The organism is Rhizobium sp. WCS2018Hpa-16 (genome assembly GCF_031843705.1).
GTDB lineage: Bacteria > Pseudomonadota > Alphaproteobacteria > Rhizobiales > Rhizobiaceae > Agrobacterium > Agrobacterium tumefaciens_C.
The window spans coordinates 253849-275178 of sequence record NZ_JAVTIX010000006.1 but is presented as its reverse complement, the minus strand read 5'-3'; the positions used below and the strand labels follow the sequence as shown (position 1 = coordinate 275178).

The following is a 21330-nucleotide window of genomic DNA, read 5'->3' as shown; positions in this document are numbered from 1 at the left end:
CCACCGGGGAGATCGCTGCCAGACCCCGGCGATGAAAGGTTGCGTAGCCTCAACATCACCAGCGCCGGTTCCGCCTCGCCGCAACGCCTTGCGGTGTATCCGAGGGCGGAACGGGGGCATTGTGCTGCCGATTCGCCCGTCATTGAGAAAGTGCAGATCGATTTTTCGGTGTTTTTGAATAAGTCATTGTTTTGCAACGGGTTTATTTTCAGATGCGCAATCTCACCGCCGAAAACGAAAAAACCCCGGCGAACCGGGGTTTTTCAAACTTATGACTTAGAAGGGTCAGTTGGCTTATTCGCCAGCATTTTCCAGCGTTGGGGCGTCGCCGCCTTCGCCACCTTCAGGCGCCGCTTCACCGTCTTCACCAGCCGTGCGGCGTGGGCGACGGGGGCGAGGCGTGGCGCTGCGAGCACGACGCGGTGCGCGTTCCGTCGCAGTTGCGTTAACCTGCGCTTCCTCTTCGACCGCTACTTCCTTGGGCGTACCCTCGATGACCGGCTGAGGTGCAGAGCTTGCGTCGTAAACGGGTGCGGCAACTGGCGCTGCAGCCACCTCCTCCTGCTCCTCGCGGGGCTGGCGTTCCGGCCGGGCGGGGCGCTCGCGACGATCACGGCGTTCACCGCGGTCCTGACGCTCGGCGCGCTCAGGGCGCTCCTGCCTTTCAGGGCGATCCTGACGCTCTTGCTGGTCGTTACGCTGGGCCTGATCATTGCGCTGTGGCTGATCGTTGCGCTGGGCGCGCTGCTGGTCCTGCTGATCATGCTGGCCGGGCATGGAAACAATGACGTCATCATTGTCATCGCCATCCATATCGTCGCCGTCGCGTTCCTGCTGGAACTCGCCGCGCTCATCGCGCTGGAAGCGTTCCTGCATCTGGGCCTGCGCCGAAGCAATGATACGGTTATAGTGTTCGGCGTGCTGCAAATAGTTTTCAGCCATAACGCGGTCGCCAGAGCTTTGGGCATCACGTGCGAGCGTGGAATATTTCTCGGCTATGTGCTGGGCGGTGCCACGAATCTTAACATCAGGGCCAGAACTGTCATAGCTTCTCGTGAGCGGATTGCCGCCCTTGCGATTGAAGTTATTATTGTTGTTGCTACCGCTGCTGCCACCGCCGCCGCCGCCATTGTTATTGCTACCACGCCCCCGGCCGCGCTTGTTTTGCTGTCCTGGCCTCATCAATTGCTCACCTGAATTCTGTTTTCTGATAATTTCGTTGTTACGATACAATGACGGATGGACGCATATCAAAGTACGGTTTTCCGAAATTGCTCCCATTACGCGACGTGCACCAAAAGGCCAAGACTTCGCGTTTAATGCCCGGATGCGCAAATGCTGCATCGAGCTGCCTGCGAACAAAGTTTCCTGAATCACATGCCGGGAATGCCCAGCCTTCAGGGTTTCCACAAAAACCCGCTTCGGGACTGATCAAAACCCAGCGAATCTAAATTCGCCCTCAGCCACCCAACATGTTGCGGGCAAACTAGCCCGCTTCCTTTCGAAATCCAAGCCTTTTCTTTCGCTGTGCAAAATATCCATGCACATAACCATCATCGTGACAGTCAATCGTGCCTGGAAAAGAGCAAAACGCGGTCGTTGCTGCCGTAATCCTTCACTGCCTCCACACAGGAATATCCGTAGCCTGCAAAAATGGCGATCACATCCACCTTCTGATCATAGCCGATTTCCAGCCCGATCAAACCGCCAACATCAAGATAATCCACCGCTTTTTCAGCGATAACACGGTATGGGAAAAGACCATCCGCCCCACCGTCAAGCGCTGCCATGGGATCGAAATTGCGCACATCGCGATCAAGCGTTTCGATGTCTGCGCTTTTAATATAGGGCGGATTCGACACGATGATGTCAAAGCGCCCGGAAATATTCGCGAACCAATCGCTTTCCACGGTCTTGAAACGCGTGCTCAGGCCATGCCGCACCGCATTCTTTTCTGCCGTTTCAATCGCATCGCGGGAAATATCGCTGCCGACACCCGATGCCTCCGGGCATTCGTGCAGAAGCGCCAGGCAAATGGCACCGGTACCGATTCCCATATCCAGAACCCGCGCCTGCCCTTTTTGCACGGCGATGCGGCGAAGGTGCGGAAGAAGCGCATCGACCAGCACTTCCGTATCCGGCCTTGGCTCCAGCGTGCCAGATGACAGGATGAGGTCCAGACCGTAAAATTCCCGGTGGCCGAGAATGCGGTGGACGGGCTCACCCGTCTCGCGGCGCACAACCATGGTTTCGATCTTTGCTGCCTCGCCATCACTTACGATGCGGGCGCCATTCAGCACGAAATCCGTCAACGAAAAGCCGATGACGCTACCGATCAGCAGCCTCGTATCCGTCACGGGATCGGCAACACCTGCTGTTTCCAGGCGTTTGCGCACCTCTGCAACGAGCGTGCTGACGGGCTTCGTCACTGCTGTTCGCCAAGCTGGGCGAGCTGACCGGCCTGATAATCGGCAATCAGCGCATCGACCATCTCATCGATATCGCCTTCGATCATGCGGTCCAGCTTATAGAGCGTGAGGTTGATGCGGTGATCAGTCACGCGCCCCTGCGGGAAGTTATAGGTGCGAATGCGCTCGGAGCGATCGCCCGAACCCACCTGGCTCTTTCGGTCTGCAGACCGTTCGCTATCGACCTTCTGACGCTCGATATCGTAAAGGCGCGAGCGCAGAACCTGCATGGCCTTGGCGCGGTTCTGGTGCTGCGACTTTTCCGAACTGGTGACGATCAACCCCGTTGGCAGGTGGGTGATGCGAACAGCGGAGTCCGTGGTGTTGACGTGCTGGCCACCGGCGCCGGATGCGCGCATCGTATCGATGCGGATATCGTCGGGGCGGATTTCGATGTCGATCTCTTCGGCTTCCGGCAGAACGGCGACGGTTGCCGCAGAGGTGTGAATGCGCCCGCTGGCCTCGGTATCCGGCACGCGTTGGACGCGGTGAACGCCGGATTCGAATTTCAGCTTGGAAAACACACCGCGCCCGGTAATCGTCGCGATGATTTCCTTGTAGCCGCCTGCTTCGCCTTCGCTGGCAGAGAGAATTTCCACCTTCCAGCCCTTGGTGCTTGAGAAGCGTTCATACATGCGAAACAGATCGCCCGCGAAAAGCGCCGCTTCCGAACCGCCGGTGCCAGCGCGAATTTCAACGATGGCGCTTTTCTCGTCGGCAGCATCCTTGGGCAGAAGAAGGATTTGCATGTCCTTCTCAAGCTGCTCGATCTGGGCTTGCAGCTCGGGAAGCTCGGCTTCGGCGAGATCGCGCATGTCCTTGTCGCTGGATCTATCGGCGGCAATCGCTTCCAGATCAGCTGTTTCGGCAAGCGCCTTTTCGTATTCGCGGATGGTTTTGACGACCGGCTGCAATTCCGAGTATTCCGACGCTAGCTTCACATAGACATCTGCCGCAGGGCCGGATGCCATGCGCGCTTCGATTTCACCGAAACGACGCTCAAGCTCACGCATTTTTTCGACGGGGAGCTTAGCCACCTGTCACGCACTCCAATTTCTGTTGGTTCTCAGATAGGGATAGAATGGGTCGCGGCAAAGCGCAAAAGCAGCTGGCGCGGACTTTCCACTGACTTTTGATCGTCCAGCGCCGCTTCCAGCTCCTCAGACAACAGTCCGACATCCAGCCCCAGCAACATGGCCTTCACCGGGCCGATGGATGTGGGAGACATGGAGATGGAGCGGAAGCCAAGGCCGATCAGTGCCATGGCGGAAAGCGGCTTGCTCGCCATCTCTCCGCACAGCGTGACCTTGGTGTTGTTGCGGTCTCCGGCGCGCACGATATCGCGCAGAATACGCAGGAAGGGTTTGCCGAGATTATCGAAGCGATCCGACACGCGGGCATTGCCGCGATCCACCGCCATGGTGAACTGGAAAAGGTCGTTGGAGCCGACCGAGACGAAATCGACCTCCGACATCAGCTCATCCAGCTGCCACATCAATGAGGGCACTTCGAGCATGGCGCCGAATTGCAGCTTGCGCGGCAGAGAATGGCCGAATTTCGACAGGTGCTGCACTTCCTTCTGGAACAGCTCACGGGCGGCGCGAATTTCGGCCACTTCCGTGATCATGGGCAGCATGATGCGCAATTCAGCACCAGACGCCGCACGCAAAAGAGCGCGCATCTGCGTGCGCATCAGGCCGGGGCGATCCAGCGAAAGACGGATGGCGCGCCAGCCGAGAGCCGGGTTTTCCTCTTCCTGGCCGCGCATATAGGAGACGACCTTATCGCCGCCAATATCCAGCGTGCGGAAGGTGACCGGCTTGCCCTTGGCGTTGCGCAAAACGCTACGATAGAAGGCTTCCTGCTCCTCGCCCTTCGGCATGTTCGATGCGATCATGAACTGCAGCTCGGTGCGGAACAGGCCGATACCGTCAGCACCGGATTCTTCCAGCTGCGGCAGATCGACCAGCAGTCCGGCATTCATCTTCAGATCGACCCGGACACCGTCCTTGGTCACAGGTTCGACATCGCGCAGCGCCCGGAATTGCTCCTGACGCTTGGCTCGCAGACGAACCTTTTCCTCATAGGCACGCTGCAAATCGGCGACGGGGCGAAGATGCACCTGTCCGTCATCACCATCGATGATGATGGGGTCGTTGTTTTCCGCGAGCGCGACGATGCCCGCTGCCTGCCCGATGATGGGGATGCCCATGGCACGCGCCACGATGACGACGTGGCTGGTGACCGCGCCGTCTTCCAGAACGAGACCGCGAAGTTTTTCACGCGGGTAATCCAAAAGTTCCGCCGCACCCATGGCGCGGGCGAGAACGATAGCATCCGCCGGGAAATCCTGTTCCGGACCACGAATGCCAAAGCCCATCAACTGACGCAACAGACGGTTGGCAAGATCGTCGAAATCATGCATCCGCTCGCGCAGATAGGGATCGGTCAGGCGCATCATGCGCGCCTTGGTATCGCTCTGGACCTTCTCCACAGCGGCTTCCGCCGTCAGACCGTTGCGGATGGCCTCTTCCATGCGCCGCACCCAGCCCTGATCATGGGCAAACATGCGGTATGTTTCCAAAACCTCGCGGTGCTCGCCTTCGGTGGCGACATCGCGGCGCTGGAGCATGTCATCAATGGACAGGCGAAGAGAGCCGATGGCTTCCGCTAGGCGGCGGGTTTCCATTTCGGCATCTTCATTGAGAAGATTGGTAACGACGATGCGGGGATCATGCAGAACAACGTGACCAAGGCCAATGCCTTCGCCATAGGCATCGCCTTTGATGGAGACGGCCCGTGTCAGGTCCAGTTCCACGCCGGGGCGGGTGATTTTTTTCAATTCACCGCTCGCCACAATCTCCGCAATGAGCATTGCGGTTGTTTCAAGCGCTTCAACTTCGTCCTCCCGGTATGTTCGGCTGGTCTTGTTCTGAACGACAAGAACGCCAAGAGTGCGACCGGATCTCAAAATCGGCACGCCCAGGAAGGAATGATAAATTTCTTCACCCGTTTCAGGGAGATAGCGGAATGCAGGATGCGCCTGCGCATCGGAAAGATTGAGCGGCTGGGCCGATGCGGCGATGGTGCCGACAAGACCTTGCCCCATTTTCAGCTGGGCAAGATGCACGGCATCCTTGTTCAGACCTTCGGTGGCGTAAAGCTCGAGCACGCTGTCGGAGCGCAGAACATAGACGGAGCACACCTCCGCCACCATGTTGCTGGCGATTTGCCGAACGATCTGGTCGAGGCGTTCCTGTGGCTCAAGGTGCTCCGCCATCATCTCGCGAAGCCGCTTGAGAAGAACGCGTGGACCTGCAGAAAGGTCTCTCATTGCGGTGCTCCCTGACACCTTCGCATGCGCGCCAAGACGACCCGCATGAAAGGATCCACCAAAACAAAGCCTGCACAGCAAGCCGGACGGCAGGGATGCGCAGTCGATGCAACGTCAACACGTCATCATCAACAAAAGAATCGGATGACGTGTATCGACGTTACAGAATCAACTCTTATCCAGACCGTAAGCAGAATGCAAAGTACGAACTGCAAGTTCCGCGTAGGCACCGTCAATAAGAATGGAAATCTTGATTTCCGATGTTGTGATGGCCTTGATGTTGATGTTTTTTTCAGCAAGTGCCTTGAAAGCGCTTGCAGCAACACCCGCATGGCTGCGCATGCCGATGCCGATGACCGACACCTTGGCCAGACCCGTCTCGCTCTGAACGACGTCAAAACCGATCTGCGTCTTGTTGTCTTCCAGAACCTTGATGGCCTTGGGCATATCGCCCGATGGCACGGTAAAGGTCATGTCGGTGCGCGAGCCATCTTCAGAGATGTTCTGCACGATCATGTCGACATTGATATGGGCTTCAGCCAAAGGTCCGAAAATGGCAGCAGAAACACCCGGCCGATCTGACAAGCGGCGCAGCGAGATTTGTGCTTCATCCTTGGCATAGGCGATGCCGGTTACGACTTCCTGTTCCACGATTTCTTCCTCGTCACAAATCAAAGTACCGGGCGGATTGATAAGGTCACCCATGCCCGGAGCATCAGGATCCTCGAAACTGGAGCGCACGAAGGTGCGAACCTTGTGCACCATGGCAAGCTCGACCGAGCGAACCTGCAGAACCTTCGCGCCAAGTGACGCCATTTCCAGCATTTCTTCAAATGCCACCTTCTTCAGGCGGCGCGCCTTCGGCACGATGCGTGGATCGGTGGTGTAGACGCCATCGACATCGGTATAGATATCGCAACGGTCTGCCTTGACGGCAGCGGCGATGGCAACAGCCGACGTATCGGAGCCGCCACGACCAAGCGTCGCAATGCGGTTATCCGGGCCGAGGCCCTGGAAACCGGCAACAACGGCCACCTGACCTTCGCCCATGCGGCGAACGATATCAGAGCCATCAATATCGAGAATGCGGGCGGCGCCATGGGCGTTGTCGGTGCGGATCGGGATCTGCCAGCCCTGCCATGAGCGGGCATTGATGCCCATGGACTGCAAGGCGATGGCCAGAAGACCGGATGTGACCTGCTCACCCGAGGCCACGATCGCATCATATTCCCGCGCATCGTAAAAGGACGTTTCCTTGGAACCGGCGACCTTCGGCGTGTTCTGAACCCAGTCCACCAACTCGTTGGTTTTGCCGGACATGGCGGACACGACAACGGCCACTTCATGGCCAGCATCCACCTCACGTTTCACATGCCGCGCGACATTATGAATGCGTTCGAGATTTGCGACGGACGTGCCGCCGAATTTCATGACAATGCGAGCCATAGTTGACCAGTACCATCCCAATTTGCCGCCAGATGCAGCGGACAAGAGCACAACCCAGCCGGCTTTTCGTTTAAAAAAGCCTCAAGTTGCCGGTCTCATATCGAAAAGGCATGGCCCACGCAATGCCGTTTATGGACTGTGCGGTACGCCTTTGAAGAGGCGCTGCGACCCGACAGGCGTGTTTCAATGCGTCAACCGTACCGCTGTGGCCTGTACAAACGTCAACATTTCCAGTATGAGCGCGTCAATTACAACTGGCTGAATGGCCGAAATGGCCCGTATCGGCTGCTTTATAACCCTTATCATCTAATGGTTTCAAGCGGATGCAGGCAGCCCAATATCCGAAAGACGGTATATGACAGAAACCCAGGGTATCGCCCCGGCGATTGCACAGGCGTTGGAAAAACGCGGCTATAAAGATTTGACACCTGTTCAGAAGGCGATGCTTGCGCCTGAACTGGAAGGACAGGACGCGCTTGTTTCCGCCCAGACGGGCTCTGGCAAGACCGTTGCCTTCGGCATGGCCATTGCATCGACATTGCTGCAGAAGAACGGCCGCTTCGGCCCCGCCGGTGCGCCACTCGGCATCGCCATTGCCCCAACCCGCGAACTTGCGATGCAGGTGAAGCGCGAGCTGGAATGGCTTTACGAGTTCACTGGCGTTTCCATTGCGTCTTGCGTTGGCGGAATGGATATCCGCGCCGAGCGCCGCACGCTGGAACGCGGTGCCCACATCATCGTTGGCACACCCGGTCGTCTTTGCGACCACATCAAGCGCAAGGCGCTGGACCTTTCGTCCATTCGCGCCGTGGTGCTGGATGAGGCCGACGAAATGCTCGACCTTGGTTTCCGCGAAGATCTGGAATTCATTCTGGAAGAATCGCCAGCGGAGCGCCGCACGCTGATGTTCTCGGCCACGGTTTCGCGCTCGATTGCGAAGCTTGCCGAAAGCTACCAGAAGAATGCCGTGCGCGTTGCAACGACATCCGAGCAGAAGCAGCACGTCGATATCGAATACCGCGCCATGGTGGTTTCACCATCCGACCGCGAGAACGCCATCATCAATGCGCTGCGCTTTTATGAAGCCCGCAATGCCATCGTGTTCTGCTCCACCCGCGCCGCCGTCAACCATCTGACTGCCCGCCTGAACAATCGCGGCTTCTCCGTCGTGGCACTGTCTGGCGAATTGAGCCAGAACGAGCGCACACATGCGCTGCAGGCCATGCGCGATGGCCGTGCCCGCGTTTGCGTGGCGACAGACGTTGCTGCTCGCGGTATCGATCTGCCCGGCCTCGAATTGGTTATCCATGCCGATCTACCGACCAATTCCGATACGCTTCTGCACCGCTCAGGCCGTACTGGCCGTGCCGGACAGAAGGGTATCAGCGCCATCGTGGTGCCGATGAGCCAGCGCCGCAAGGCCGAGCGCCTTCTCGAAGGTGCCAAGGTCAGCCCGGCCTGGGTTCGCCCACCATCTGCCGAAGAGATTACCGAACGCGATGGCGAACGCCTTCTGGCCGACGCTTCGCTGATGGAAAATGTTGGTGATGACGAGCGCGATTTCGTCAACAAGCTGCTGGAACAGCACGGCGCCGAAAAGGTCGCCGCCGCTTTCGTGCGTCTTTACCATGCGGGTCGTTCCGCACCTGAGGACATTGCCGAAGTTTCGCTGGATGGTAGCCGCAAGCCACGCCGCGACGGTTTCGAAACCGTTGAAAATAACGAGCCACGCCGGGATCGTTCCGACTTTTCCGACAGCGGCTGGTTTACGCTGTCTGTTGGCCGCAAGCAGAATGCCGAGCCACGCTGGCTCATTCCAATGCTGTGCCGCTTTGGCAAGCTGACACGTCAGGATATTGGCGCGATCCGCATGCAGCAGACCGAGACCTATGTGGAGTTGGCCGCCGACGCGGTTGAGCGCTTCACATCTGCGCTTGGCAAGGACATGATGCTGGAAAAAGGCATTCGCGTGAAGGCCATGGACGGCAAGCCCGATATGACGGGTGCCAACCGTGAAGACACGCGCCCGCCAAGAGCGCAGAAGAAATTCGACGCCAAGCCAGCACCGAGCGGTGAACGCCGCACGGAAGACAAGCCTTGGAAGAAGAAGGCGCCCGCTGGTGACAGACCAGCGAAGTTCGAAGGCAAGAAAGACAAGCCTTTTGAAAAGCGCGCTCCAAAGAAAAAATGATCGCACCTAAACAAAAACCCGGCGGATATGATCCGCCGGGTTTTTTCGTTTTCAACTATCGATCTTATCGAGGGGCTTCGCAGCCCGGAGAGCCGATGATGCAGCCAAACTGCTGACCACCCTCGGGTGGCCGTGGCGGCTGATTGACACCAGGACGACGGCTGCCTTCGTCATTTTGACGGCGCTGGTCGATCGCGTCGCGGTTCTGATCCCGGTTCATATCCCGGTCTCTGTTCATGTCGCGGTCTCTGTTGCGGTCGCGGTCACGATTGTCATTGTCCCACCGTGGGCGGTCACGATCGCGGTCGCGATTGTCGTTATCCCAGCGCGGGCGATCATTATCGCGTGGCGGGCGTGGGCGGTCGTTCTGGTTCCAGTCGCCGTAGCGCTCTTCCCAGCGGCCATCATTTGGACCACGACCGCGTGGGTCACGGTCTCGCTGATCACGCCATTCGTCGCGTGGTGGACGCGGACGATCATAGCCACCGCGTGGTGGCGGCGGTGCAGTCCAGTATCCGCCACCGGCGGGGCGACGCCAACGGTCACGTTCACGATAGAAATCGCGGTCGCGGTAATATCTGTCCCAGTAGCGTCCGGCTTCAAAGGTGATGACGGGCACGCCGAGGTCACGGTAATAACGTGGCTCGACGTAGACGCGGTTCTGGCGATAGATGGCCTGAACATAACGTCCGGCAACCCAGCCACGGCCATAGCTGAACGATACGTCACACCATGGTGTATCAGACAGGCAGCCGTGGATTGTCAGCGGTGCGCCATTGGGAATGACGACAACAGCTGGATAGGCGGTGCTGGGACCAGAACGCATATTGACGTTAGCGGTGGAAAAGCCTTGTGTCGCCGCTTGCGCGAGTGCCGGGGCGGCGACAAGCGCGAGCAGCGCAAAAGCCCCAAACAGTTTCTTCTTCACGTTCATTCTCCCTCAAGCAAAAGGCTTGGTCGCCGTTACAGGCATTCAACCGTGTGAAAATACGCGCCCGATGATGAACGCAGCATGAAACGGAAATCCCGTGAAATCGGTTCCTTTGGCCCGCGACAACAGGGCGCAGCAGCCCCCACCCCCTTGACTTCGAGGGTCAGGCATCCGACTTCAGGAGGCAGGACAAGAAGGAGCACACCATGAGCGAAGCCGCAAAGACCACCGTCGACCAGAGTGAAGTGGACCGGTTTTCAGCCATGGCTGCGGAGTGGTGGAGCCCGACGGGAAAATTCCGTCCGCTGCACAAGTTCAACCCCGTGCGACTCGACTATATTCGCAACCGCGCCTGCGAGAATTTTGGGCGTGACCCCAAAGCGCATCGCCCGCTCGAAGGTTTGCGCGTGCTCGATATTGGCTGCGGTGGCGGCCTTCTATCTGAGCCCTTGGCACGCATGGGCGCCAATGTGGTGGGAGCCGACCCATCGGAAAAGAACATCGGTATCGCTTCCACCCACGCACGCGAAAACAATGTTGAGGTTGATTACCGCGCCGTGACAGCCGAACAGCTGTTTGAGGCTGGCGAGACCTTCGACATTATTCTCAACATGGAGGTGGTTGAGCATGTGGCCGATGTCGACCTGTTCATCTCGACCTGCACGAAGATGGTGCGGCCCGGTGGGCTGATGTTTGCAGCCACCATCAACAGAACGCTGAAAGCGCGGGCGCTGGCGATTTTTGCAGCTGAAAACGTGCTTCGCTGGCTGCCGCGCGGAACCCACCAATATGAAAAGCTGGTGCGCCCGGACGAACTGGAAAAGCCTGTCGTCGCCAACGGTATGCATATCATTCACCGCACGGGCGTGTTCTACAATCTGTTGCAGGATCGCTGGAACCTGTCACCCGACATGGACGTGAACTACATGGTTCTGGCCAAGCGCCCGGCGTGACGACGCCTCAGTTCACATCATCCGGCAGGACGGGCAGCGGCGCAACGGCGATGCCTTCCTCTATCAGCGCCTTGGCTTCCTGCGGCGAGGCCTGCCCGATGATGCCACGCTCTTCCTTTTCGCCGTAATGGATCTTGCGGGCTTCCTCGGGAAATTTATCGCCCACATCTTCCGCATTGGCGCGGATGCTGGCGAGCGTTTCCTTGATCTTGGCGAAAGCCTGTTTCTGCGCCGTATCCATGGCCAAAGTGCGCGTTTGCTCCCGTTCTCGGGCCGTGGAAACAGAGGGTGCCATCAGCATCTTGCCGACTTTCGGTGAGCCGCACACAGGGCAGGTGACCAGCCCGCGTTGAAGCTGGCCGTCAAAATCCGCGCTACCGGAAAACCAGCCCTCAAACTCATGGGCCTGTTCGCAATTGAGCGCGTAGCGGATCACTGCGCGCCCGCCCCTGCAATGACGGTGTTGATGACCGTATCGAGGTTGAAATCCCGGGCGTTTTTCAGATTGGGGATCTTGGCGCGTGCACCCGCCACAGCGGATGGATCGATGTCGGCATAGACGATCTCTTCCCCCTCGCCACCGGCTGACGCCAGCACATTGCCCCAGGGATCGATGACCATCGAGTGGCCGAAGGTTTCGCGGCCATCCTCATGCGTGCCGGCTTGCGCCGCCGCGATGACGAAGGCACCGTTTTCGATAGCGCGGGCGCGCAGCAGGACTTCCCAATGGGCTTGTCCCGTCTGCTTTGTGAAGGCGGCAGGCACCGTCAGAATTTCGGCTCCCGCTAGTGCTTCGGCCCGAAACAGTGCCGGGAAGCGCACGTCGTAGCAGATGGCAAAGCCGAATTTGGCAAGCGGAAGGTCTGCGACGCGCGCTTCCGTGCCCGGTTCATAGGCCGAGCTTTCGCGCCAGCTCTCGCCATTGTCCAGATCCACATCGAACATATGGATCTTGTCATAGGTGCAGATGCGCTCGCCATCGGGCGCAAACAGGAAGCCGCGATTGGCGATCTTACCATCGGTGCGGGCGATGGCGGTCGAGCCGACATGGACGTAAATGCCGAGTTCACGCGCAAGCTTTGCCGCCGTGAGCACAATGATATCGCCCTTCTCGTCTTTCAGGCATGCGCGCAGAGCATCGCGGTCCTTCTGGATCGCACCGGTCATCTCAGGTGTCTGAACATAGACAGCGCCCTGCTCCGCCGCTTCACGAATGAGGCGTTCCATTGCCGCGGCGTTGGTCTTGGGGTCTGTGCCTGAGCACATCTGGATTGCTGCGGCCCTGAAGCTCATCTGTTCGGTCCCTTTTTCACGTCTTTTTATTGGAATATCGCGCTTGTCTTAGGCGGCCAGAAGCGGATCGAGCTTGCCATCGCGGTCCAGCGCGTGAAGATCGTCACAGCCGCCGACATGGTTTTCACCGATGAAGATTTGCGGGAAAGTGTTGCGACCGGATTTATCCATCATTTCCTGTCGATAATCAGGGTTTTCGGTGGCATTGTACTCGGTGAAGGCAACGCCCTTGCTCTGCAGAAGAGACTTGGCGCGGGCGCAAAAGCCGCAGAGATCGCGTGTGTAAATCGTGACGGATGCCATTGTTATCGGTCCTTGCACTCTTGATAAAACCACATGTTCTGACGTTTCATATAGGACCGGAAATCGCCATTGCAAAGGTCAAAACGGTGACGTCGCGGGCACCTGCCTTCTTCAGGCGGCGTGCAGCGGCTGCAACCGTGGCTCCTGTGGTGTAGACATCATCCACCAGAACAACGCGCTTGCCCACGAAGTCGGACTCGCGGCCCGGCGCAATGGCAAAGGCACCGCGCACATTTTTCTTGCGCGCCCGCGCCGAAAGGCCGACCTGCCGGCTGGTCGGTTTGATGCGGACAAGGGCAGATGCGACAAGAGGCTTGTTGGCGAGAACAGACACATGCCGGGCAAGCTCGGCAGACTGATTGAAGCGGCGCGCGAGGAAGCGTCGCCTGTGCAGTGGCACCGGTACGATGCAGTCACAGCCTGCAACCGCGCCGTCGCTGGCGCGCAGCATCCAGCGCGCCATGAGTTGCGCAAGGTCGGTGCGATCCATATATTTGAGCTGATGGACGAGCTTTCGGGCGGGGCCATCATGCACCGTGGCTGCACGCAGGCGCTCAAAGGGCGGCGGTTCAGCAACCGCCTGGGCGCACAGGATTCCGGGGCCGTGGTCACGCGCAAAGGGAATGCCGAGCACCTCGCAATAGGGCCGCTCGATGAACTGAACGTCCACCCAGCAGATCGGGCACAGGGCACCGCCCTGTCTGGTCTTGCAGCCACACCCCACGCAGGATGGAGGATAGACGAGATCGGCCACCGCACGCCAGACGGCGCGCAGCACACCCACCCCGGCATCGCTTGCAACAGGCTTTTCCCACTGGACCATGAGGTTGACAATAGGCCCGAACGGGTGCCTTTGCGATAGCAAAATTTGGATGGATGACGGCATGGATATCGTTTTTGACACAGGCTTGATCGAAAAGAACCGCATGCGCGCCTGGCGCTCCCGCGATGACAAAGCTGCGTTTCTGCTGGATATAACAGCGGATGAACTCGCCGACCGCATCGCCATTATCGAACGGCATTTCGACAATGCCGTGGAGCTGCATGGCGCGACAGGCATAACGGCCAAACGCCTACTGGAAACCGGCAAGGTCGGGAGCGTCAGCCGCGTTGAGATCGATGCGGCTTTCGCAGACGGCGATGAGCAGATGCTGGTGGCACCCATCGAGCATCTGCCGCTTGAGCCGCAATCGCAAAATCTGGTGGTTTCGCCGCTCAGCCTGCATCTCACCAACGACACGCCGGGCACCCTGATCCAGATCCGCCGCGCCCTGAAGCCCGACGGGCTTTTCATGGCCGCCATTCCCGGTGCTGGCACTTTGCAGGAATTGCGTGATGTTCTGCTATCGACCGAGGCGGAGATGAGCGGCGGCGCAAGCCCCCGTGTCATACCCTTTGCCGATGTGCGCGATGTTGGCGCCCTGTTGCAGCGGGCGGGCTTTGCGCTGCCGGTGACGGATACGGAAACCTATACGGTGCGCTACGATTCCATCCTGCCGCTGATGCGTGACCTGCGCGCCATGGGCATGGCCAATCCGATGATGGGACGCAGCAAAAGACCGCTGAACCGCAGTTTTTTGATGCGCGCAGCGGAATTATATGCGGAAAGATACAGTGATCCCGATGGCCGCATCCGCGCGACATTCTCGATCATCTTCGTATCGGGATGGGCCCCGCATGAGAGCCAGCAGAAGCCACTGAGACCCGGCTCTGCCAAGACACGGCTGGCCGATGCGTTGAAAACAACCGAAATCAAGCTGCCGAAGCGCGGTGACGAATAGGAAATCAGGCGAGTGAGTTGGCGAGCGTATCGCTAATAAGCTTGAAGATCGCCAGCAGATTATCTCGAATGCTTTCCATGCCCAAAATCAGGGAAGCAGCGATGATACCGATGATAAGGCCGTATTCGATGGCCGTCGCGCCTCGGCTGTCCGCAGCCAGAGCCATCAATTTGCGTGCCACGAAATCCGTTCTGCATGTCATGCCCAACACCCTTTACCCCCGCGCGTTCGAGACGCGCAGATGAAACCCAAGGGCAACTTAGCGCAATAAGATGTGCAAACTGTTACGCCCTGACCGACCATACCGCCGCCCGGAATGCGTCGGCAGCACAGCCGTCTTAATTTCACCGCTGAAACCTTTCATGAAGAAGAATATTATAATAAAAACGAATACCCAGATATGAACGAAGAGCGATAGGCCACTGCTAGAGATTGATCCTCCCCTTCAGGATTTCTTCCAAAAATCGACTATCGCCCTTGCTCTGTCCCACGCTGGCGGTGACCAGCACCTTGCCTTGGTGAACCAGAAATTCTGCACCTTGACGGGCTATGGCAGCGACGACGTGGTTGGTAAAAACTGCCGAATGCTGCAGACCAGCCAGAACGGAACGAATGCGCCCAACACCGAGGCTCGTGGCAAGATCCACGCATTTCTCAAAGCCGACGGTCCAGCGACAATGCGCACGACCATCGTCAATTTTCGCAAGGACAGCAGTCCTTTTGTGAATTTGCTCTTCATGTCGAAGTTGAAGGCAAACTCGGGACAGGTCCGCTACATCCTTGCCTCACAGTTCGATGTCAGCCGTGCTCACAAGCACCTGCTCCAGGCCTATGACCTGGAACTAGACGACACGCTGAAGACGCTCAAGCCGCTGCTTGATGACCACAACATCATGATCGAGGGAACCCTTGCGATGATTGCAAACTCCACCAACACGATTGCTCAGGCAAAACTCACTTTGGCGGAACTGGAACAAAACACCCCGTATTGATCGTTCCCGTTTTTTGATCGTTCCAGCTTAGGACATTTCAAGGACCCATTTTGTCTCAGGAAAATATCGCTCATTCCGTGCCCGTTGTCGGCGTAGGCTCTTCTGCTGGTGGCCTGGAAGCTCTGCGTGAAATGCTGACCGCAGCCGATTTTCCGACCGGGCTTGCCCTTGTGGTCGTGCAACATCTTGATCCGCACCATGAAAGCATGCTGGCAGAGCTTCTGGACCGGCACACGAAGCTGGATGTGCTGCAATGCGAGGGTGGCGAAGCCATCACGGCTGATACGGTTTTCATCATCCCTCCGGGCAAGGGCCTGAGCATCGAACAGGGGCGCCTTGTTCTCAATGATTTCGCGCAGCCACGCGGCTTGCGCCGTCCCATCGACGATTTCTTCATATCGCTGGCAAACGACCAGCAATCAAATGCGGCCTGTGTCATTCTGTCCGGCACCGGTGCAGATGGCTCGACTGGGCTGCGCGCCATCAAGGAAAATGGTGGCCTCTGCGTCGTTCAAGAGCCTTCGACTGCCAAATACGATGGCATGCCGGTTTCTGCCACCGGCACCGGGCTTGTGGATTTCGTGAAGCCACCGCAGCAGATCCTGTCCTGCATTGGCGGCTTTTTCTTCCGCAAGAACCAGAGTGCGGAAGAGCGGGAACGCAATGACGTTGCCGACATTGTCGATGACCTGTGCTCGGCACTGCGCCGCACCATCGGTCATGATTTCGCCGGTTACAAGCAGACCACCTTCGTACGGCGGGTCGAGCGGCGCATGCATGTGCTGGGCATCAGCCGAGGCTATGAATATCTGCAGCGGGTACAGCGCGACCACGACGAATGCGAGGCGCTGTTTCGTGATCTTCTGATCAATGTGACCCGGTTTTTCCGGGATCGCTCGTCCTTCGATGTGCTGAACGAACATGCCATTACGAGGCTGATGCAGGATTCTGCCGGCAGCCAGGAGGGTGTGCGGGTCTGGATACCCGGCTGCTCCAGCGGCGAGGAAGCCTATACGATTGCCATTCTGTTTGCGCAGGCCGCCAAAACCCTCAACCTACCGTGCAATGTCCAGATTTTTGCGACCGATATTGACGAAAGCATGCTGAGGATTGCGCGAGAAGGCTCCTATCCGATCGCGCAGCTGGCCGACATACCGCATGAATTGCAGGAGCAATATGTCATTCCGCACAAGGAGCGGTTCAATTTCGTTGGCCAGATCCGCGATATGATCCGGTTTTCCGGCCATAGCCTGATCAAGGATCCTCCTTTTTCCAAGGTCGATCTGGTGTCCTGCCGCAACCTGCTAATCTATTTTGACGACAAGTTGCAGAAAACGGTCATGCCGCTTCTGCATTATGCGATCCGCCCGGGCGGCTTTCTGTTTCTCGGCTCGTCTGAAACCGTTGGTCGGTTCGACACTGTGTTTTCCGTCATCGACCAGAAAGCCAGACTGTTCGAACGCCTTCCCGGCTCTCCGACATACCCTATTCCGCTGCCCGGCGAGCAGAATGCCAGACGCTCCGCTCAATCGCGTGGGCAAGTGCCCCGCACGCCCGAACCGATCGAGCAACTTGCCGCATCCAAGCTGCTTGAGCGCTATGTTCCGGCAAGCGTGGTGCTGGACAATGACGGGCAGATCGTTGCCGCCTACGGGCGCCTGAGCCGCTTCTTCGAATTTCCGACCGGCGCCAGCGAAACCAGCGCGGCTGCGCTTGCGCGTCCCGGCGTTAGGGAAAATCTGGGTGCTCTGGTGCGGCAGGCGCGTGCCAGTGGCAAGCGGATCATTGCCCGCAATGTGGATGTGTTGACGGATTTCGGGTCTCTGAAGACGGAGATCATCTGCGATCCTCTCGACGGCGACACCTGTCTGCTCGTTTTTCAGGAAACATCGGTGTTTACGCCGCTGGAAGCCAGCGAGCTGGTGGAACTGGAACCGGGCGACGACCATGTCGAGGCGCTGGAACGGGAACTGCGTCTGGCAAAGCACAGGCTGCGCTCCGCCACCGAAGAGCTGGAAACGGCCAATGAGGAGCTGAAGAGCTCCAACGAAGAAATGATGTCGATGAACGAGGAGCTTCAATCGACCAATGAGGAACTATCGACCGTCAATGACGAGCTGAAGACCAAGGTCGATGAGGTGACGGTTGCCAATACGGACCTGCGGAATTTCTTCGATTCCACCAGCCTTGCCGTCATCGTGCTGGATAGCGCCATGCGGCTGCGCTCCTACACACGTGCGGCCACAGCCATATTCCCGTTGCAGCCGACCGACCGTGGACGCCCGCTGTTTGAGGTGGCGAGCCGGTTCCCGTCTCTCGACTTTTCCACCCGCGTCCATGCCGTGATGGAAGACGGCGTGGAATATAACCAAACCGTCAATGACAGCGAGCAGGAGCGGACATTTTCGCTGCGCATTCTTCCCTATCGCACCGCCGATGGCACGATAGACGGCGCGACCATCATCATGACCGACATTTCGCACGCGCTGCGGGTTGAAAGCCAGCTGAACGCCGAACGGGAGCGGTATCAGCTTGCAATCGAGGCAGCAGGCATTGGCGTGTGGGAATTCCTGCCTGACCGGGGTGAGTTCGTGCTGGGCGGAACGGCGATGGAGCTGCTTCAGACCCGCGATGGAACACCGGCACTTCAGGCGGTGCTGGAAAGCTTCAGCGACACAGACCGCCAGCAACTGCGCAAGGCGCTGGAAACGGCAATCGATGACCATACGGGATTCGAGCTGACATCCCGCATCACCAGCCATGACGGCCAGCCACGCTGGCTGAAAACCTTTGCGCGCCATGTGAACGAAAGCAACCCCGGGCGGGTGATTGGCGTGAGTGTGGATGTGACCGCCGAATACGAGCTTTCAGAAGCTCGCGAATTGATGCTGAACGAGATGAACCACCGCGTCAAAAACCTTTTCGCGATGATTGGCGGCATTCTGCGCATGGCGGCGCGCAAGCACGAGTCAGTGGGTGGGTTGGTGCAGGATGTCGAGGGGCGGATTCTGGCGCTGGGAAGCGCGCATTCGCTTGCATCCAACCAGAAACGCACATCTGCCGTTCGCATCCATGATCTCATCGAAACAATTCTGACGCCCTATAACCAACACGCGACGATGGACATCAAGGGCGGTGAGTTGCTGATCTCCGTCAACTTCATCACGCCGCTGACACTCATTCTGCACGAATGGTCTACGAATGCCCTCAAGCACGGCATTTTGAGCAAGCCGGATGGCAAGCTGCACATTCATTGGGAAGAAGCTAATGAAGAGATTCGTTTGATATGGAACGAAATCGGCACTGAGGCCGTTGAGGCCCCAGGAGAAGCTGGATTTGGAACAGTTCTTCTGGCTGGCGCTGCGAGGCAACTCGGGGGCACGGTCTCAACTGATATCGTTGGAGACGGGCTGACCCACACTCTGACGATGCCGATCAAGGTTCGACATGTCGCATAAAACTGTACTGCTTGTTGAAGACGAAACATTCGTGGCAATGGATATCCAGATGACTCTCGAAGACGAGGGTTGGACCGTTGCAGGACCTTTTCCCAGCACGGCTGAAGCGCTTTCCTACCTTGAAGAGAACAAGCCAACCTGCGCCATTCTGGATGTACGACTTGTCGATGGCGACGTATTTCCGGTTGCCGACAAGCTCAGAGACACCAACATTCCTTTCGTGTTTCACTCCGGCCATGCGGATGGCCGCACGCTGGAGCAGGTCTATCCACAATCTGCCTTCTGTCCTAAGCCATGTCTGCCGACCAGCCTCGTGAAAGAGGTGAACCAGCTTGTGACACAGATCGAGCCTCTCAGACGGGCTTGCTGACCTTTTCTCGCTTTAAAAATTAGCGTTTTGGAATTCTTCCTTGTCTCGCCTGTCATGTCGGGCGACAAAAGCGCCTCGATGTGAGGAGTGCGGACGATGGACGATATGAAACCCGGGCAGAGCCACATTCTGGAACGGGAAGACAGGCTTCAGATCCTGACATGGGAACGCCTGCCCGAAGAAATCGACACGCCAGCCCAACGCGCCGTCAAACACCACCTTTCAACAGTTGCCGGAGCCGATATAGCGCAATCCGCCTATGTGGCGCGGGACGCCCAGATCTTCACGTCCCGGCTGACACTGGGCGAACGGTCATGGATTGCAGGACACGCCATCGTGCGTGGTGACGTCGAGTTTGGTGCCAATTGCAGCGTAAACCCCTATGCCTGCATTTCCGGCAAGGTGCGCTGCGGCGATGGTGTTCGCATTGCATCTCTCGTTTCCATTGTCGGTTTCAACCACGGCTTCGATGATCCCGACGTGCCGATCTATCAGCAAAAACATGAGATGCTGGGCATCACCATTGGCGACGATGTGTGGATTGGCGCGAATGCCGTTATTCTCGATGGCGTGACCATCGGAAACGGTGCCGTCATCGCTGCCGGTTCCGTTGTAGTAAAAGACATTCCCGACATGGCGATTGCTGGCGGTGTGCCAGCCAAGGTCATTCGCAGGCGGGGCGAGACAGCCGTTTCTACCAAATCGCGTCGGAGCGAGGTTTCTGACGCCTTGCAGCGGGTTGGCAAGGCCGGGGCTGCGCAGTGGCGGGGTATTGTTGAGCGGACGAAAACCGATGGCCGCTATATGTCGCGGGGCGCAGACGGCGTGCTCCATCAAAGCCTCAGACATGAATGTGACGCCATTGAAATCGCAGCCGGCTTTGGCAGCGTGCCCATCGGAGATGAGGCGCAGGAACTGCTGACGCGGCTGCGGGGATTTCAGGATCCCGCCACCGGGTTTTTCCCCGATCCATTTTTGCCGCCAAAGCCCGACAGCGATATTTTTGAGGATTCGGCAGCGCTCTACAATGTGCTGTCCATCGGCTATGCGCTGGAGGTTCTGGGGTCTCACCCACAGCATGCCTTGACCTCAGCGCAGATGGATGCAGCATCCCTTTGCGCCTGGCTCGATAGCTTGCCCTGGAAGAACCGAGCCTGGCGGTGCGGGGACCGGATTGATGCCATCGGCACAGCGCTCTATTTCAATGCGCGGTATTTCGGGGTGACATCAGGCAGAGAAGCCCTGTTCGGATGGTTGACCATGAATGCCGACCGGACAACGGGACTGTGGGGCAAGCCAACGGCGGCGGAAGGCCTGCTGCAACCGGTCAACGGCTTTTACCGCCTGACGCGCGGCACCTACGCCCAGTTTGGTCTGCCGGTGCCCTACCCGGAAGCGACCATCAATTCCGTGATCACAAACTATCGAAACTATGCTGGCTTTTCGGGCGAGACCTTTACGGCGTGCAATCTGCTCGACACGGTCCATCCGCTCTCTCTGTGCCTCAAGCAGACGGATGCGCGAAGGCTAGAGGTGGAGGCAATAGCCGAGAGCGTCATTCTGCGAGGCGCCGAGAGGTGGCAGGACAATCAAGGTTTTGCCTTTGCCAGCGGCCAGCAACCGGGCCTGCAAGGCACGGAGATGTGGCTTTCGACACTGCACATCGCCGCTGACATTCTGGGGATGGCCGATGAGTTTGCTTTCGTGCCAAAAGGTATCCATCGCACACAGGCTGTGGGTCTGGGATTATAAAGATACCTTCGCATCAAAGCCCTTGAGCACCGGGCATTGCGCCGGTGACCGACGAGGA

19 protein-coding genes are annotated in these 21330 nt (G+C 58.2%); 7 read left to right on the top strand and 12 right to left on the bottom strand.

Annotated features, from left to right (window positions below; genetic code table 11):
* Positions 1 to 294: 294 nt before the first annotated feature.
* The 5 genes from RQI55_RS18215 to RQI55_RS18195 all read right to left on the bottom strand — a co-directional run bounded on the left by RQI55_RS18215 (position 295) and on the right by RQI55_RS18195 (position 7248).
* Complete coding sequence (locus RQI55_RS18215; protein WP_042616749.1) at positions 295 to 1182, bottom strand: DUF4167 domain-containing protein; 888 nt, start codon at positions 1180 to 1182, stop codon at positions 295 to 297.
* 383 nt (positions 1183 to 1565) lie between these two features.
* Complete coding sequence (gene prmC / locus RQI55_RS18210) at positions 1566 to 2429, bottom strand: peptide chain release factor N(5)-glutamine methyltransferase (protein ID WP_042616750.1); 864 nt, start codon at positions 2427 to 2429, stop codon at positions 1566 to 1568.
* The gene (prfA, locus tag RQI55_RS18205; RefSeq protein ID WP_042616751.1) at positions 2426 to 3505 is read right to left on the bottom strand and encodes a peptide chain release factor 1; all 1080 of its coding nucleotides are present in this window, start codon (positions 3503 to 3505) and stop codon (positions 2426 to 2428) included. The genes prmC and prfA overlap by 4 nt, the downstream gene beginning before the upstream one ends.
* A gap of 29 nt (positions 3506 to 3534) precedes the next feature.
* A complete protein-coding gene (ptsP, locus tag RQI55_RS18200) occupies positions 3535 to 5802 on the bottom strand; it encodes a phosphoenolpyruvate--protein phosphotransferase (RefSeq protein WP_042616752.1) in 2268 nt (755 codons plus the stop codon).
* 168 nt (positions 5803 to 5970) lie between these two features.
* On the bottom strand, positions 5971 to 7248 hold the full coding sequence (locus RQI55_RS18195; RefSeq protein WP_042616753.1) for an aspartate kinase: 1278 nt from the start codon (positions 7246 to 7248) through the stop codon (positions 5971 to 5973).
* Between the two features lie 355 nt (positions 7249 to 7603).
* Between RQI55_RS18195 and RQI55_RS18190 the strand changes: the two genes are divergently transcribed.
* The gene (locus RQI55_RS18190; RefSeq protein WP_042616754.1) at positions 7604 to 9439 is read left to right on the top strand and encodes a DEAD/DEAH box helicase; all 1836 of its coding nucleotides are present in this window, start codon (positions 7604 to 7606) and stop codon (positions 9437 to 9439) included.
* 64 nt (positions 9440 to 9503) lie between these two features.
* Here the strand turns inward: RQI55_RS18190 and RQI55_RS18185 are convergent, their stop codons facing one another.
* On the bottom strand, positions 9504 to 10367 hold the full coding sequence (locus RQI55_RS18185) for an SH3 domain-containing protein (RefSeq protein WP_082249837.1): 864 nt from the start codon (positions 10365 to 10367) through the stop codon (positions 9504 to 9506).
* 209 nt (positions 10368 to 10576) lie between these two features.
* Here RQI55_RS18185 and ubiG point away from each other — a divergent pair, with 209 nt between their 5' ends.
* The gene (gene ubiG / locus RQI55_RS18180) at positions 10577 to 11323 is read left to right on the top strand and encodes a bifunctional 2-polyprenyl-6-hydroxyphenol methylase/3-demethylubiquinol 3-O-methyltransferase UbiG (RefSeq protein ID WP_311273096.1); all 747 of its coding nucleotides are present in this window, start codon (positions 10577 to 10579) and stop codon (positions 11321 to 11323) included.
* Positions 11324 to 11330: 7 nt separating this feature from the next.
* Here ubiG and RQI55_RS18175 read toward each other — a convergent pair whose 3' ends face one another.
* The 4 genes from RQI55_RS18175 to RQI55_RS18160 are packed head-to-tail and all read right to left on the bottom strand — an operon-like array spanning position 11331 to position 13742.
* Positions 11331 to 11759, bottom strand: coding sequence for a DUF1178 family protein (locus tag RQI55_RS18175; protein WP_042616756.1), 429 nt, complete (start codon positions 11757 to 11759; stop codon positions 11331 to 11333).
* Positions 11756 to 12616 carry a carbon-nitrogen hydrolase family protein gene (locus RQI55_RS18170; protein WP_192065962.1) on the bottom strand — a complete coding sequence of 287 codons (861 nt, stop codon included), beginning with the start codon at positions 12614 to 12616 and terminating at the stop codon, positions 11756 to 11758. Before RQI55_RS18170 ends, RQI55_RS18175 begins: the two co-directional genes overlap by 4 nt.
* Positions 12617 to 12664: 48 nt before the next feature.
* Positions 12665 to 12919 (bottom strand): glutaredoxin 3, encoded by a 255-nt coding sequence (gene grxC, locus RQI55_RS18165; RefSeq protein WP_042616758.1) that lies wholly within the window; start codon positions 12917 to 12919, stop codon positions 12665 to 12667.
* A 46-nt stretch (positions 12920 to 12965) separates the two neighbouring features.
* Positions 12966 to 13742 carry a ComF family protein gene (locus RQI55_RS18160; RefSeq protein WP_042616996.1) on the bottom strand — a complete coding sequence of 259 codons (777 nt, stop codon included), beginning with the start codon at positions 13740 to 13742 and terminating at the stop codon, positions 12966 to 12968.
* A gap of 61 nt (positions 13743 to 13803) precedes the next feature.
* Here RQI55_RS18160 and RQI55_RS18155 point away from each other — a divergent pair, with 61 nt between their 5' ends.
* Positions 13804 to 14700 carry a methyltransferase domain-containing protein gene (locus tag RQI55_RS18155; RefSeq protein ID WP_042616997.1) on the top strand — a complete coding sequence of 299 codons (897 nt, stop codon included), beginning with the start codon at positions 13804 to 13806 and terminating at the stop codon, positions 14698 to 14700.
* A 4-nt stretch (positions 14701 to 14704) separates the two neighbouring features.
* Here RQI55_RS18155 and RQI55_RS18150 read toward each other — a convergent pair whose 3' ends face one another.
* Together RQI55_RS18150 and RQI55_RS18145 are read right to left on the bottom strand one after the other, a co-directional pair.
* Positions 14705 to 14902: a Flp family type IVb pilin gene (locus RQI55_RS18150; protein WP_042616759.1), complete on the bottom strand. Its 198-nt coding sequence runs from the start codon at positions 14900 to 14902 to the stop codon at positions 14705 to 14707.
* 223 nt (positions 14903 to 15125) lie between these two features.
* Positions 15126 to 15347, bottom strand: coding sequence for a hypothetical protein (locus RQI55_RS18145; RefSeq protein ID WP_311273105.1), 222 nt, complete (start codon positions 15345 to 15347; stop codon positions 15126 to 15128).
* Here RQI55_RS18145 and RQI55_RS18140 point away from each other — a divergent pair.
* From RQI55_RS18140 to RQI55_RS18125, 4 genes are all read left to right on the top strand, one after another.
* Entirely contained in the window at positions 15240 to 15692 is a 453-nt protein-coding gene (locus RQI55_RS18140; protein WP_311273104.1) for a PAS domain-containing protein, read from the top strand. The genes RQI55_RS18145 and RQI55_RS18140 overlap by 108 nt on opposite strands.
* A gap of 50 nt (positions 15693 to 15742) precedes the next feature.
* Positions 15743 to 19150: a CheR family methyltransferase gene (locus tag RQI55_RS18135; protein WP_236727906.1), complete on the top strand. Its 3408-nt coding sequence runs from the start codon at positions 15743 to 15745 to the stop codon at positions 19148 to 19150.
* Positions 19140 to 19520: a response regulator gene (locus RQI55_RS18130; RefSeq protein ID WP_042616761.1), complete on the top strand. Its 381-nt coding sequence runs from the start codon at positions 19140 to 19142 to the stop codon at positions 19518 to 19520. Before RQI55_RS18135 ends, RQI55_RS18130 begins: the two co-directional genes overlap by 11 nt.
* 96 nt (positions 19521 to 19616) lie before the next feature.
* Entirely contained in the window at positions 19617 to 21272 is a 1656-nt protein-coding gene (locus RQI55_RS18125) for a DapH/DapD/GlmU-related protein (protein WP_042616762.1), read from the top strand.
* Positions 21273 to 21330: the final 58 nt, after the last annotated feature.

Coding starts and splice junctions, on each gene's coding strand:
- RQI55_RS18215 (WP_042616749.1), bottom strand. CDS start 1,182: ATGAGGCCAGGACAGCAAAACAAGCGCGGCCGGGGGCGTGGTAGCAAT.
- ptsP (WP_042616752.1), bottom strand. CDS start 5,802: ATGAGAGACCTTTCTGCAGGTCCACGCGTTCTTCTCAAGCGGCTTCGC.
- RQI55_RS18195 (WP_042616753.1), bottom strand. CDS start 7,248: ATGGCTCGCATTGTCATGAAATTCGGCGGCACGTCCGTCGCAAATCTC.
- RQI55_RS18190 (WP_042616754.1), top strand. CDS start 7,604: ATGACAGAAACCCAGGGTATCGCCCCGGCGATTGCACAGGCGTTGGAA.
- ubiG (WP_311273096.1), top strand. CDS start 10,577: ATGAGCGAAGCCGCAAAGACCACCGTCGACCAGAGTGAAGTGGACCGG.
- RQI55_RS18170 (WP_192065962.1), bottom strand. CDS start 12,616: ATGAGCTTCAGGGCCGCAGCAATCCAGATGTGCTCAGGCACAGACCCC.
- grxC (WP_042616758.1), bottom strand. CDS start 12,919: ATGGCATCCGTCACGATTTACACACGCGATCTCTGCGGCTTTTGCGCC.
- RQI55_RS18160 (WP_042616996.1), bottom strand. CDS start 13,742: ATGGTCCAGTGGGAAAAGCCTGTTGCAAGCGATGCCGGGGTGGGTGTG.
- RQI55_RS18155 (WP_042616997.1), top strand. CDS start 13,804: ATGGATATCGTTTTTGACACAGGCTTGATCGAAAAGAACCGCATGCGC.
- RQI55_RS18150 (WP_042616759.1), bottom strand. CDS start 14,902: ATGACATGCAGAACGGATTTCGTGGCACGCAAATTGATGGCTCTGGCT.
- RQI55_RS18130 (WP_042616761.1), top strand. CDS start 19,140: ATGTCGCATAAAACTGTACTGCTTGTTGAAGACGAAACATTCGTGGCA.
- RQI55_RS18125 (WP_042616762.1), top strand. CDS start 19,617: ATGGACGATATGAAACCCGGGCAGAGCCACATTCTGGAACGGGAAGAC.